This window comes from Mangrovibacterium sp. (assembly GCF_041596335.1).
Classification (GTDB): domain Bacteria; phylum Bacteroidota; class Bacteroidia; order Bacteroidales; family Prolixibacteraceae; genus Mangrovibacterium.
The window spans coordinates 1-13479 of the sequence record NZ_JBFHIT010000087.1 but is presented as its reverse complement, the minus strand read 5'-3'; the positions used below and the strand labels follow the sequence as shown (position 1 = coordinate 13479).

Genomic DNA, 13479 nt, shown 5'->3' with positions numbered 1-13479 from the left:
TTTTTATTTTTGCACACCATTTGACCCGATTTTATAATTTATTGAAAACTAAATAATTTTAGAAATGACTAAAGCAGATATTGTTAACGAAATTAGCAAGAACACTGGGATAGAAAAAGTGACAGTGCAAAAAGCTGTTGAAGCTTTCATGGAGACTGTAAAGGATTCATTGACAGAAGGAAGAAACGTATATTTACGTGGGTTTGGAAGTTTCATCGTGAAAAAGAGAGCAGAAAAAACTGCACGCAATATTTCAAGAAACACAACAATCATCATACCGGAACACTTTATTCCAAGTTTTAAGCCGGCAAAAACATTTGTATCACAAGTTAAAGACCAAGTTAAAAAATAAGAATTATGCCAAGCGGAAAAAAAAGAAAAAGACATAAGATGTCGACGCACAAGCGTAAAAAAAGATTACGTAAAAACAGACATAAGAAAAAGAAATAGGTTTTATTTAGGTAAAACTTATTTTTGACTGTTGGTTAAACCTAAGGTACAGAGTGCTTTAGGTTTAATCCGTTAAAAGAGTCGTATTATTGCGACAAAACAAATACCAAATTATTAAACGTTGTGAGTAGCGATCTAATTATTGATGTCACTCCCTCGGAAGTCGTTATTGCCTTATTAGACAACAAACGCTTAGTTGAGCTAACAAGGGAAAAAAGCGGAGCAAAATTTGCTGTCGGCGATATCTATTTAGGTAAAGTCAAGAAAATAATGCCGAGCTTGAACGCTGCATTCATCGACGTTGGGTATGAAAAAGATGCATTTTTGCATTATCTCGACATGGGGCCGCAATTTTCAACTTTGAATAAGTTTATGAAAATTGCCGGTTCAAGTAAGAACCGTATTTTTTCGGTATCAAAAATTCACTCCGAGCCCGATATTAACAAAGAGGGCAAAATAACGGAAGTGTTAAAAGCAGGCCAAAACATTCTGGTGCAAATTGCCAAAGAGCCAATTTCGACCAAAGGCCCCCGTTTAACATCCGAATTATCGATAGCGGGACGAAATTTAGTGTTGATGCCTTTTAGTGAGAAAGTTAGTGTCTCACAAAAGATAAGTTCAACCGAAGAAAAAAACAGGCTTAAAAAGCTAATTCAAAGCATTAGGCCGAAAAAGTACGGTGTTATTGTTCGAACTGTTTCCGAAGGGAAGCGGGTAGCCGAATTGGATCAGGAGTTGAAAAAGTTGGTGGCGAAATTTGAAACAATCTTTCAAAAGATGAAGAAAGCCACTGCACCCTCCTTAGTCGTAGGCGAGATTGACCGGACAACCGCTCTGTTGAGAGATATTTACAACCCAAACTTCAACAGCATCATCGTTAATGATGCCGAAGTAGCCGATGACATTGCAGAGTACCTTGGAACAATTGACCCGGAGAAGAAGAAGATTGTCAAGCTTTATAAAGGCGGACAACCAATCTTCGAACATTTTGGGATTGAAAAGCAAATTAAGTCGTCATTCGGAAAAACAGTTTCGTTTAAAAACGGGGCTTATCTGATTATTGAACACACCGAAGCATTTCATGTGTTTGATGTAAACAGCGGTAATCGTTCGAAAGCCGGTATTGATCAGGAAACCAATGCCCTGGAAGTAAATTTGGCTGCCGCTGATGAGATTGCACGACAATTGAGGTTGAGAGACATGGGTGGAATTATCGTAATCGATTTTATCGATATGCATAGTTCCGAAAACCGACAAAAGGTTTATGACCGCATGAAAGCGGCGATGGATGTTGATCGGACCAAACACAACATTTTGCCACTGAGCAAGTTCTGTTTGATGCAGATCACCCGACAACGGGTTCGCCCTGAGGAACATGTGGAAACTGCAGAAGTTTGTCCATCATGTAAGGGCACCGGAAAGGTGACACCGACGATTCTCTTTACTGATGAACTGGATAACAAGGTCAATTACATATTTAAGGACTTAAATAAGAAAAAATTGACGTTAAAAGTTCATCCTTATGTAGCAGCCTTCCTGACTAAGGGATTTATGTCCCAACGAAGGAAATGGGCTTTAAAATTTATGCGAAAAGTCGCAGTTGAAGAAGTAAACTCCTTAAGTTTTCTCGATTATCAGTTCTTCGATGAGAACATGGAGGAAATTATACTTTAAAAAATTAAATCCCGGGCATTTATGTTCGGGATTTATTATTTTAGGGGGTCTAGAACGGGTAGCTATGAATCGATTTTTTATTTTATTCCTATCGCTGTTTTTAAGTTCGGCTGTACAAGCCTATGAGGTTCAGGGAAATATTCAACTTTCTGAAGAGTGGCAACCTCGCGTTTTCCTCGCATCAATTAGTTCTCCCGAAAATCTGTTCGTTTCCTCGCCTGAATTTGTCATTAATGAGGCTGTTGTTTTGCCTAACGGCGATTTTTTGCTAAATGGGATGGATTTACCGGCAGAGCCTCGCTTTTATCGCATCTATGTTGTCAGAAGCAATTTGTTTTCTCCCGAATTCACAACTGATTCGGTTCAGAGTTTTATGCACCTGCTTCTTGATAATTCGACACAATTAACGCTGAATGTAAACTCATCTGTCCGGTTATTTGGGATGGTGGATGTCAAGGGCTCAGAGGAAAATTCAGATTTATACGGGTTTGAGAGCTCCTATCTAAGGAAAAAGCAAGCACTTGCGACGATAAATACAGCTGCTAAACGCGACTTTCAAAGCCAAAGTCAGAATCGGGATATACGTGATTTTGTAAATCGTACAAGCAACCCGATGGTTGGACTTTTTGCTCTTTACCATATCGAGGACCGGGAGACAGACTTTCTAAGAAACAGCAACTTTTATTTCAATTTTCAGGACCGGCTGAAATCCAGTTATCCGAAAGCTGTTTATACGAATCAATTTGATAATATGCTTCAAAATTTGATTGGGTATCGTGATATGGTTTGCGAAATCCCGACAATAACCAAGCCATGGCGGACATGGATCATTTGGGGGGAGGCGCTGGTAATTCTACTGTTGTTGTTTTGGATTTGGAAGATTAAAGCTCAAATTAGAAAAGATAGGCTGCCTGATTATTCCAGGTTATTGACAGAGAAAGAGCGTCGGATATGGGAAGGACTGGCTTCCGGCAAAACAAATAAGGAAATCGCTTCGGAATTTTTTATCGAGTTAAGCACGGTGAAGACACATATCAATAACCTGTATAAGCGACTTGGGGTTTCAAGCAGAAAAGAAGCGATAGCTTTGTATAATAAAGTCAAATAGAGAGCCCGAGTAAGGGGTCTAGTCCTTTTTTCAACCTTTTTGAGCCGTTTTTAATACGGCTCCTTCTTGTCGTACTTACCCATTGACCATAGCTTTGTGGTATCTTGTACGACATTCGGATTATGCATATTAACGTACCCAATGGATATGAAAAAAATTACACTTTTTATTGCACTCGCTATCCTTTCGTTTCAGACGTTCGCTCAAATTTTAGAGCCGGTTAAATGGTCATTTAGGTCGGAGCAAAACGGCGATCAGATTCAATTGTTTTTTATAGCAACTATCGAGCAAAACTGGCATTTGTATGATACTAGTTTGCCAGATGGTGGCCCGGTGCCTACTTCTTTTCATTTTAATGATAATCCAAACATCGAGTTGGTAGGAGAGATGGTTAGTAATCCAGAGGCGACGGAAAAGTTCGATGATATATTTCAGATGAATTTGCGGTTCTTCTCCGAAAAGGTGGAATTTAGGCAAACCGTTAAATTGAAAAGGGCCGACCCGATAGTAATCGATGGGTTTTTGGAGTTTATGTGTTGTGACGACGAGACCTGTTTACCGCCAACCGAGGTCGATTTTAGTTTCAAAACGAAGGCTTTTACAGCGGATATGAGCGGGAAAAAATCGGATGAGTCGACGCAAGCTGCAACGTTAACGTCAGCAGCGAACAATGAAACTGTTGATGAAGTTGCTAGTACGCTAAACGCAGGCAAAGGTGGCAATTCGGAAACAGATGGTCAGCCGGAGAACGTTCATGCCGGTGAGAGCAATGAAAATATGACGCCTGCCGAAATGGGTAAAATAATCACAGATAAAGGCAGGGAAGGCTCAACTGAAAATTTATGGGTGTTTCTTTTCTTTTCATTCCTGGCCGGTTTGGCTGCCATATTAACTCCCTGTGTATTTCCAATGATTCCAATGACGGTCTCTTTCTTTATGCATAGTGGAGACTCAAAGATAAAGTCGCGGATGTACGCCGCGTTTTATGGTATTTCTATCATCGCGATTTATACGGTAGTCGGCACAATCGTCGCGTTGATTTTCGGTCCCGACATTGCCAATTGGCTGAGTACGCATTGGATTCCGAATCTCATTTTCTTTCTGGTTTTTATGATCTTTGCCTTTTCATTTTTCGGTATGTTCGAAATTGTTCTCCCCAGTTGGTTGGTCAATAAATCGGACAGTCAGGTTGATAAGGGCGGATTTATGGGCTCTTTTTTCATGGCGTTGACCCTGGTTTTAGTGTCCTTTTCGTGTACAGGGCCAATTGTTGGCGCTATTTTAGTTGAATCAGCCGGTGGTGCTGTGTTAAAGCCAATTGTGGGAATGTTCGGATTCTCAATGGCCTTTGCCCTTCCGTTCACCTTATTTGCATTGTTTCCGGGGTGGTTGAATAACTTGCCAAAGTCGGGTGGCTGGCTTAACTCGGTAAAAGTAGTGTTAGGATTTTTGGAATTGGCCCTCGGTTTGAAGTTCTTGAGCGTTGCCGATCAAACCTATCACTGGGGCATTCTGGACAGGGAAGTTTATTTGGCGTTATGGATAGTTATTTTCGCGTTGCTGGGATTCTACCTGTTAGGCAAACTGAAGTTTTCGCACGATAGTGATGTGAAACATGTCACCGTTCCTCGGTTGATGCTTTCAATTACCTCATTCGCGTTTGTGATTTACTTGATTCCCGGAATGTTTGGGGCTCCGTTGAAAGCTATTTCCGGCTATATGCCTCCAATGACGACGCACGATTTCGACCTCCATCAAATTGTTCGCGATGAAATAAAATTGAACGCCGGTAGTGTTGGTCTTTCTGGCGACGTGAACAATGAACTGTGTGAGGAGGCTAAATATCACGAGTTTTTGCATTTGCCGCACGGGTTAAACGGGTATTTCGACTATGAACAGGGAATGGCTTGTGCTAAAGCACAAAATAAACCTGTATTTATTGATTTTACCGGCCACGGTTGTGTGAATTGTCGCGAAATGGAAGCCAATGTTTGGTCTGATTCGCGCGTGCTGGAAAGGCTGCGTAACGACTATGTCGTGATCGCGCTTTATGTGGACGATCGTACACCGCTGCCGGAAAACGAATGGGTTACGTCGGCAAATGATGGGAAAGTGAAGAAAACCATTGGTAAAAAATATGCTGATTTTCAAATTACTCGCTTTGGCGTGAATGCCCAGCCTTATTATGTGCTGCTCGATCATCAGGGCAAGGAACTGACTCAACCCAAAGCGTATGATTTAAACGCCGATAATTTTGTGAACTTTTTGGATGAGGGGTTGACCAACTTTAAAGCGCAAACTAATTGATGACCTTTTTATTTTTCATCCTGGTTTAGTTTAATTTACAAAGTAATCTCCCGAAAGTCCCGGCCATTGGTTGAGACTTTCGCTTTTTACATGAGTTGCTCCCATCGGTTTGCAAGAGCCCGATTTTATTTGCAGATGCCGGAGGCATCGCATGTTTATAGAAAAAAAGCCTTTGTTTTATTCGACTCCGGGCGGAGTCGCACAGTACCGCGTGCCGATAATGGCTACAAACTGAAAATCCGCTGGATTTTTTAAGATAAAAAGTTAGATCTTGACGGTGCAACGACCACTTCAACCCGTGCAACGACCGATCCGGTTCGTGCAATGACCGCTTCGACCAAATCAATGACTGCCCGAACTTGTGCAACGGGTATCTGGACTGAAACAATGTCAGCTTTGGGTGAAACAATTTCCGGTTGGACTTGTGCAACAACTACTTTAATCCGTGCAATGACCACCTCGGTTCGTGCAACGACTAATTGAAACCCTGCAAAGCCTGCTTTAACTCGTACACCGACTACTTCCGTTTAAACAAAAATAGATAGTTGTTCAAAATTTCCGCACTTATGTTTGTTGTTTATTATGTAAGGTGTCGTAACTTTTCGAACTGTTAAACCTTTATTTTCATACTAACAATGAATAAAAACCAAATCAACCAAAAAGAGATGTACGAAACGGTGATCTCTTTTCTTGATGCCAATTCGGCGCTATGGTCGTCGATCGCCAAAGTCGGGGAGTTTAAAAACGAGTTTAGCGGTTTCGTGGCGCAGATCAACGATGCGCAGTATGCCCAGCAGCAGGCGCAGGTGTTTTTGGGCAAGAATAAAACCCAGTTAAAAAGCACGGTAGCTCAAAAGGCCGACATCCTGAATGACAGTCTCGAAGCCTTTGCCTTGGTTACGGGCAACGACAAGCTGGCTGGCCAGATGGCAAGTACCTACAGCGATCTAAACCGCATGCGCAATGCCGATTTTATTCCGGCTGTGAAGCTTATTATTGCCGCGGCCGAGGAAAACCTCGACGTATTAACGGCAGAATACGGTGTAACCGCCCAACAGGTAGAAGACCTGAAGACCGATCTCGACGATTTTTTGACACTAAACGGCCAGCCCCGCGCTTACCGTGTAGCCTCGGTACAAGCCACCAAAGACCTGGAACTACTGTTTGGTAAAGCCAAAGTCGCGCTGGAAAAGCTCGACAAAGTGATGAGTATTTTTAAGCGCCGGGATGTCAACTTTTATAATGGCTACCAGGCGGCTCGCGTGTTGGTGGGTAACTAAAATGGGTACTTACACTCAAAAGCTTTACTGACGGTTACTGAAAAATAAAAATGACTTCAAATGGGATTTTGTACCTAAGGCTCCGATCTTTTCGAAAGATCGGAGCCTTGGTTCTCGCCGAATAAATCGTGCGACAACAGAGGATAGAGTGGTAGATAAAATAATAAAAGGTTAGCGGCGTTGTTATCGAAACGCTAGTCAGATACTAACTAAAGCAATGGCTATGAATAAAATTTTAATTGTTTCAGTAATATTGGGAATGCTTTCTTGCACAGGGAATCGCAGCAAACATATAGAGTTGCCAGACGAAAATTCTCTTCCAGCAAATCCTAGAATTGATTTACAGGCAACAGTGGAGGATGAAAATACAGTTGAATTTTTCATTAAAACAGATATACCGTTACCAGTTGAAGTTATGACAAGTATTGATTTGAAAAATCAAGATTCAGGTGATACATACATCGGTGCAAGTAAAAGAATGAAAATTGATACTACCCCATATATTTTCGACTTTGATTTAAGTGAAGAAGAATTACCATGTGGAGAGTATGAAGCGGGTGTTACATTTTATCCAAAGTGGGGAGCAAAAGATGGAAATAAATTAGCTCAAAAGATAGAATCAAAGGTTGAAAGTGTGTATCCAATAAGTTTAAGTACATCATATGGAACAGCTGAGGATAGAATTGCGAAAAATAAAAAACAATTATGGATAATGAATAATGTAGCTATTGATACTGATTGGGATACGAATAAATTTGTGAATATACTTGGAGAGTATCGAGAACTGAAAGTAACGAACAGGAATCCTGAAATAATTAAAGCTTATTATTTTAGCCAAGCAGGCATGACTATTTTTGTAAATAAGCCCAAAAAAGCAGTTGTAACATGGAGGGAAGGAAAAGTAGATACTTTATAAATTGACGATGATCGATTCGCTTACCCACTTTGAAATGGTATTCAAATTTAACCACCTTTAAAAGAGGCCGCGAGACCTTTGCTAACCTAATAGTAGGGTTTATTTATGGATTTCCCTTGCCATACGCGAAGTGTTGGTAGTTGAAATCAGATATGGCGGTTGGAGCCTATGGTCGATTTTCATTTAGAATTGGATTGGTATTCTGAGTCTAGCGGATATGATTGTTTTGGGCAGCCACCGAAGCTATCGAGCGAATCTCTTTGCGTGGTTTATAGATATCGACACGCAATACAATCAGCGGTAACGAGGGGGGTGTTTCACGCCATAATTTATCTGCTAAAAGAAAAGACATAATCGATACAAAATGATTCTCCAATAAATGTCTGCAGTACGATGGATAATAAACAATCAATACATAAAAAAATGAATAACAAGAATAGCGAAGAAGAGGTCCAAAAGATTAGGGAAGAGTTAGCAAAGCGAAGAGCTAAAAAGGAAAGCCAGACGCATGTATCGGACAAGAAGTTTGGTGTAATTCTGTTTTTTGCGGCTATTGTCATAGGGGGCTATATATTAGTATCACATTTTTCATCAGATGATGAGAAAAGTAGTTCGGTAAAACAGAGTCGGGTGGTGAAACAAAAGTTACCGTTTACTCCGGAGGATCGAGAATTGTTGCAACGAATAGGTGACGCTTCGTTACTTGCGGCGATTGCTGAAGACAAAGAAGATCCTTCTAATATGTATAATATTGTATTTATATATGAAGGTATTACCGAGGTAAAAGACCTTATCGACAAAGAGATTAAATCTGCAGGATTTGCAAGTAGAGCAGCTGGTGGTTGGACTTATGATTCAAAATCCGGAACAGACGGAAGATACTACTTAGTTGGCGATAACCATAGGGGGGTAATAGTTCGTCGTATTGGAGGGAAAACTGCCGCATCTTTCTTTACTGTAGTGCAATAATTCGCATTTGCTTACGTGCCTTTGTAAACATGACGAATTTTGCGATTTCTATCGGGTGCAGCGGATTCCGATCCGCTGATTTCTTGGTCACTTCTGAGCAGTCGGGAATCGGAGTACCCGACACCCAACATGCAATTCAATTTCCTTGGGTTTTACTGACACCGTGACTCGAAGTCACCAGATCAGTAGGGCACAAAGCTACAAATATCGGGCTGTCTTTTTTTTATAGTCCAGATATATCTGCCCAAATGTTGATTCAATATAGGCCTCTTCTTTTTTTATGATGTAGTGGTGCATGGCCAGGTCGAAGACAATGAAGGCGGCTAGATATAAGGAGGGAATGAGCAGAAAACAAGCCGGGAAGAAAAAGAAAAAACTGGTGTACATCGGGTTACGGCTGATGCGGTAAACGCCACTGGTTTGTAGAACGTGGTCCGACTCTGGCAGCCCGACTCGAGTAAAGATACTCATGGTGTAATAGGCTGGCAGCAACAATAGATTTCCAGCCAAGAGAAAGATCAAACTCATCAGTTTCTGAACGACAGGGATTTCATTTTGTATAAGTCCCGGAATTTTTAAAAAAAAGTCGTTAGAAAAGGATGCCATCAATAGGAAGCCAAACAGCAAGCCGATAATTCCCTTTGTAAGGTAGAAAAGCGCAGGCTGTATTGTCGGCTTTCCCAGCATGCCAAAACCAGCCCTCATAACTTGATAAGCGAGCAGAAGAGTTGCAATAGTGGGGACTAAGCACAAAACGATTATTCCAAATTGAATTAGCTGCATTAAATTTCACCTTTGTATTGGTAGCCGATTTCGTCAATTATCGCCTCAATTTTTTTCAAGTCGATATTTTTCCCCGATATTTTTACCTGAGAAGTGTTTTTGTCTGCGAATACTTCTTCTATTCCATCGATTTTCAGAAGATTTCGGGTGACACTTGCTTCACAGTGGGAGCATGTCATCCCTTCTATTTTCAATGTTTTAGATGTCATTGCGATACTGGCTTTTTTAGATTTTTCGTAACGCTCATAAAAATAGCCAAAAACCAACGAGCCGATTAGTAAAACGGAAGAGCTAATCTGAAGCCATTTAGGAAGCATTTCGTGTTCTCCACTATGGATGTGCATGATTTTGCTTAGAATAAAATCAGCCGGAATCAACCAATTGATAAGCATTCCGAAAAGCATAGCTCCACCAATAATCGTCCCCAGATACACAATTAGCGATTTTCGGCCCATTGTGTTTCCAATTACAGTTATGGTTGCCATGTTTGTTGCCGGTCCGGCCATCAGAAAGACCAATGCAGCACCGGGGGATACCCCTTTTAAGAGCAACACTGCTGCAATAGGGATCGATCCGGTTGCGCAGATGTAAATCGGAACCGACGCCGCTAAAATGACCAGTATTTCGAGAAACCCCAGGCCCTTGAACGAGCTGAAAAAGTCGTTGGGAAGCAGAACTGAGATTAAGGCAGCCAGCAGGAATCCGATAATAAGCCATTTGGCAATGTCTTGAAGCAGTTCAATAAACGCATAATGGGTTGCCCTGACGAATGCGTTACCTTTTGGTTTTTCAGCATGGCAACCGCATGAGTCATCATCGCAGTTTGTTTGGGTATTCTTACTTGGCTTCGGGCCAGCCAGCAGCGTTCCGTTGGTTTTGCCGACTGCGTTTACATCTAAGGCGAAGCCGGCGAATGCTGGTTTTGATACCGCGTCGGGGGTGAGCTGATCTTTGATCAGCCAATTTGTGAGTATGCCCCCCACGATCCCTGTAATGAAGGCGACAATCGGACGTAAGACTGCGAACGGCCAGCCGAGCATGGAGTAGGTTGCAAATATGGAATCGACTCCGGTTTGAGGGGTCGAAATTAGAAATGAGTTGGTGGCACCTTTGGACGCGCCGTTCCTGAAAAACGAGATTCCGGTTGGGATGACACCACAGCTGCAAAGCGGCATTGGGATGCCCAACAGGGATGCGTTTACCGCCGATTTCGTGTTCGATTTGCCCATGTATTTCTGAACCTTATCCTGAGGGAAAAACACCTTCAAAAGACCGGCGAAAACAATTCCGAGAATCAACCAGGGAGCCATCTCGTTTAAAAGATAGATCAATTCGTCTATATATTTCAATGCAAAATCTTTCATCACAATTTCCTTTCATCTAATTAAGCAAAGCAAAATTAGAATTGTTTCGGATAGATAAGGAATTTGTACATGGAAATATGCATATTTCTGGATTTGTTTGCTTTTTCTTTACTAAAAACTAATGATTTCCGGACGGAACGTTCGTGCATGAACGGTGCTGGATCTGATAAGGAAAGCGAATTCGCCCAGCGTTCAATAAATAAATAGCTCTCGACGATTCACCTTAACCCTGCACATTCACAACAAGGAGTCAGACGCGAAAAAAATTGGAAGCCGGATTGAATGCCGAAATGGAGAATCAGCTTGTCGCTCAAACTTTCTCAACATAGAGTTGGGCGGCCTCATCTTTTACCACCACAATGGTTGATCCGCGGTCAATCATGCCGACATTCGAAACCGCATCGTAGATTCTTCCATCGATCTGTACTTTTCCGGAGGGGCGCAGTACAGTGTAAGCTGTCCCTGTTTTTCCTTTTAGGCTTTTCATGCTCGTGTCAACTCCAATAAAGCCCTGTTCTTTTTCCTGAACTTCGTTTAGCGACAAACGACTAAACGGACCGTGTTGAGCGGTAAACATTTGTTTGCTAAGGAATAGACTCAACATAAAGCCCGCGAAAAGAGCAATAATGACCGTGGTAAGAGCAGTCATGATCTTTTCAGGTTGAATGCCATCGAAATTGAAAACCACATTTTCAATCAAACTTAAAACCAGTCCGGTAAAGCTGAAAAGAATACCGAGGAGACCGGCAATCCCAAATCCGGGGAGGACAAATATTTCAACTGCAATGAGGATGAGGCCAATAATGAAAAGTAGAATCTCCCAATTTGCGGCAAGTCCTTCGAGGTAAAGTGGGGCAAAATACGCTACAGCGGCAATGGCGGCTATCGCAAACGGGAATCCAATTCCTGGCGTTTGCATTTCGAAATAGATACCACCCAGAATAGCCATGATGAGCAGGCCTGAAACAACCGGGTTGACTAGAAATCCGATGATTTTCTCGATAAAAGAGGGTTCGTATTCAATAATTTCATAGTCGGAAACACCAATTTGCTCCAGTACTTCCGGCACGTTTTCTGCAATGCCTTCGCAGTAGCCATGTTGCATTGCTTCCTTAGGGGTGAAAGTCAGTACCTTGCCAGTGTCGATAATTCCCGGAATATAAACACGGTCGTCGACCATTGCTTCTGCAATAATCGGGTCGCGGAACCAACGAAAGGTGGTGTCTTGCGCGTTGATTATAGTGTCGCCCCCGTGTGACTCGGCAGTTGCCCGCATTATCGAGCGCATGTATGATTGATATTTATCGGGCATCGCCTGGCCGGTTTGGTTGACCACCGTTGCCGCTCCTATGCTGGCGCCTTTTCGCATGTATATACTGTCGCATGCAATCGAGATCAGCGCACCGGCGCTAGCTGCATTATTGTCGATAAATACATACACCGGAATAGGGCTGTTCAAAATTTTTGTTCGGATGGAATCTGCATCGAGCACCGTTCCGCCATAGGTGTTCATGTGAATGAGCATTAGATCGGCACCCAGGCTGTCGGCTTCGGCAAAAGCATGTTGGGTGTTACGCCAGGTCCCCGGCATTATGTTGTCTTTAATATTTAATTTGTAGACAAGTTTCTTCGATGAAACTGTCAAGGTGTCGCGGGCGTCAATTTTGCCCATTGTGAATAAAATAAAGAAGGCCAGAAGCAGTGCCGATTTCATAGTCATTTGTTGTTGGTGATCAATTCAAAGTTAAGTTTTTTTAGGTGGAATAATGTACGCTCGGATCAAAGTTATTTAGAATTCCGGTTGTGGAACCTTGTAAAGCCGGGACACGTCGTAACCCCGATCTCTGGCGTGGTTCACCAGTTTCTGATAAACGTTCGCGGGCATTTGTGGTTTTCGACCCAAAATCCAAAGATAATCCGGGCCTGAACTTCCGACTAAAGCATAGCTGTAGTTCACGGTATCCAACTCCAGAATGTTATAATCGGCATAAAAGAATAGAAAAAACGACACTTTCAGTTTGCCGGTCTCGGCAGGATTCGGAATTTTGGCAACTCCTTCGGCAATTTTGTATTCGCCGTCAAAAGTATTTTTCCAGCCGGCATTTTCAACCTTAATCTTCCCGTCGTCGCGAACTTCGTATCGGGCAGTTACGCCAATTAAATCCTTCTCAAACGAATGTTGAAAACGAGCAATTTCGTACCAGGTTCCCATGTATCGGTCAAGTTCAACCTTTGCTACAGTGCTTGTATCGATGGTTGTTTTTGCCCCACATGATGCCAATAATAATAAGGCAATCAGTGAAATTGTGCAAGGGGTGTGTTTCATAATAGGAGGATTGATGCTTGTTGTATCGGTTTAAGATACAAAGAAAATTTTGCAGCAAAGTCGTTTTTTTATTTTGGGAAGCAAGTTCATCATGGTATCGCTTTGGCTAAATATAGGCTTGTAGAGGATAAATTGCTGAATGGCAGGAAATGACAGGAGCTGGATTTCGCCGGCTGATAAACGTAAATATTTGCTAACTTTAGCCCCTCGAAAAATTAAAATCATGGAATTGAACTTATTAACTGCAATTACCCCGATAGATGGCCGTTACCGGTCGAAAGTGAGTAACCTGGAAAACTATT

General features: G+C 42.1%; 11 protein-coding genes. 7 read left to right on the top strand and 4 right to left on the bottom strand.

Translation table 11 applies throughout. The annotated features are described in order from the left end of the window. The first annotated feature begins 64 nt into the window (after positions 1 to 64). The 7 genes from ABZD21_RS18995 to ABZD21_RS18965 all read left to right on the top strand — a co-directional run bounded on the left by ABZD21_RS18995 (position 65) and on the right by ABZD21_RS18965 (position 8704). The gene (locus tag ABZD21_RS18995) at positions 65 to 352 is read left to right on the top strand and encodes an HU family DNA-binding protein (protein WP_282590603.1); all 288 of its coding nucleotides are present in this window, start codon (positions 65 to 67) and stop codon (positions 350 to 352) included. Between the two features lie 221 nt (positions 353 to 573). Further along, positions 574 to 2124 carry a ribonuclease E/G gene (locus ABZD21_RS18990; protein WP_372776712.1) on the top strand — a complete coding sequence of 517 codons (1551 nt, stop codon included), beginning with the start codon at positions 574 to 576 and terminating at the stop codon, positions 2122 to 2124. Between the two features lie 64 nt (positions 2125 to 2188). Then, a complete protein-coding gene (locus ABZD21_RS18985; protein ID WP_372776711.1) occupies positions 2189 to 3232 on the top strand; it encodes a response regulator transcription factor in 1044 nt (347 codons plus the stop codon). Positions 3233 to 3379: 147 nt separating this feature from the next. Further along, positions 3380 to 5539 (top strand): protein-disulfide reductase DsbD family protein, encoded by a 2160-nt coding sequence (locus tag ABZD21_RS18980; protein ID WP_372776710.1) that lies wholly within the window; start codon positions 3380 to 3382, stop codon positions 5537 to 5539. A 635-nt stretch (positions 5540 to 6174) separates the two neighbouring features. Continuing rightward, on the top strand, positions 6175 to 6819 hold the full coding sequence (locus ABZD21_RS18975) for a hypothetical protein (RefSeq protein WP_372776709.1): 645 nt from the start codon (positions 6175 to 6177) through the stop codon (positions 6817 to 6819). A gap of 223 nt (positions 6820 to 7042) precedes the next feature. Then, complete coding sequence (locus ABZD21_RS18970; RefSeq protein ID WP_372776708.1) at positions 7043 to 7735, top strand: hypothetical protein; 693 nt, start codon at positions 7043 to 7045, stop codon at positions 7733 to 7735. A gap of 393 nt (positions 7736 to 8128) precedes the next feature. Next, positions 8129 to 8704: a hypothetical protein gene (locus tag ABZD21_RS18965; RefSeq protein ID WP_372776707.1), complete on the top strand. Its 576-nt coding sequence runs from the start codon at positions 8129 to 8131 to the stop codon at positions 8702 to 8704. Positions 8705 to 8902: 198 nt separating this feature from the next. Here ABZD21_RS18965 and ABZD21_RS18960 read toward each other — a convergent pair whose 3' ends face one another. From ABZD21_RS18960 to ABZD21_RS18945, 4 genes are all read right to left on the bottom strand, one after another. After that, positions 8903 to 9487 (bottom strand): isoprenylcysteine carboxylmethyltransferase family protein, encoded by a 585-nt coding sequence (locus ABZD21_RS18960; protein WP_372776706.1) that lies wholly within the window; start codon positions 9485 to 9487, stop codon positions 8903 to 8905. After that, positions 9487 to 10851, bottom strand: coding sequence for an SO_0444 family Cu/Zn efflux transporter (locus ABZD21_RS18955; protein WP_372776705.1), 1365 nt, complete (start codon positions 10849 to 10851; stop codon positions 9487 to 9489). Before ABZD21_RS18955 ends, ABZD21_RS18960 begins: the two co-directional genes overlap by 1 nt. A gap of 310 nt (positions 10852 to 11161) precedes the next feature. Further along, positions 11162 to 12571, bottom strand: a complete 1410-nt coding sequence (locus ABZD21_RS18950) for a nodulation protein NfeD (protein ID WP_372776704.1) — start codon at positions 12569 to 12571, stop codon at positions 11162 to 11164. A 69-nt stretch (positions 12572 to 12640) separates the two neighbouring features. After that, complete coding sequence (locus tag ABZD21_RS18945) at positions 12641 to 13177, bottom strand: lipocalin family protein (RefSeq protein ID WP_372776703.1); 537 nt, start codon at positions 13175 to 13177, stop codon at positions 12641 to 12643. Positions 13178 to 13479 lie beyond the last annotated feature (302 nt).

What these genes read in the sequence shown, in the direction of transcription:
- ABZD21_RS18995 (WP_282590603.1), top strand. Translation starts at nt 65, where the DNA reads ATGACTAAAGCAGATATTGTTAACGAAATTAGCAAGAACACTGGGATA.
- ABZD21_RS18985 (WP_372776711.1), top strand. Translation starts at nt 2,189, where the DNA reads ATGAATCGATTTTTTATTTTATTCCTATCGCTGTTTTTAAGTTCGGCT.
- ABZD21_RS18980 (WP_372776710.1), top strand. Translation starts at nt 3,380, where the DNA reads ATGAAAAAAATTACACTTTTTATTGCACTCGCTATCCTTTCGTTTCAG.
- ABZD21_RS18975 (WP_372776709.1), top strand. Translation starts at nt 6,175, where the DNA reads ATGAATAAAAACCAAATCAACCAAAAAGAGATGTACGAAACGGTGATC.
- ABZD21_RS18970 (WP_372776708.1), top strand. Translation starts at nt 7,043, where the DNA reads ATGAATAAAATTTTAATTGTTTCAGTAATATTGGGAATGCTTTCTTGC.
- ABZD21_RS18965 (WP_372776707.1), top strand. Translation starts at nt 8,129, where the DNA reads ATGGATAATAAACAATCAATACATAAAAAAATGAATAACAAGAATAGC.
- ABZD21_RS18960 (WP_372776706.1), bottom strand. Translation starts at nt 9,487, where the DNA reads ATGCAGCTAATTCAATTTGGAATAATCGTTTTGTGCTTAGTCCCCACT.
- ABZD21_RS18955 (WP_372776705.1), bottom strand. Translation starts at nt 10,851, where the DNA reads ATGAAAGATTTTGCATTGAAATATATAGACGAATTGATCTATCTTTTA.
- ABZD21_RS18950 (WP_372776704.1), bottom strand. Translation starts at nt 12,571, where the DNA reads ATGACTATGAAATCGGCACTGCTTCTGGCCTTCTTTATTTTATTCACA.
- ABZD21_RS18945 (WP_372776703.1), bottom strand. Translation starts at nt 13,177, where the DNA reads ATGAAACACACCCCTTGCACAATTTCACTGATTGCCTTATTATTATTG.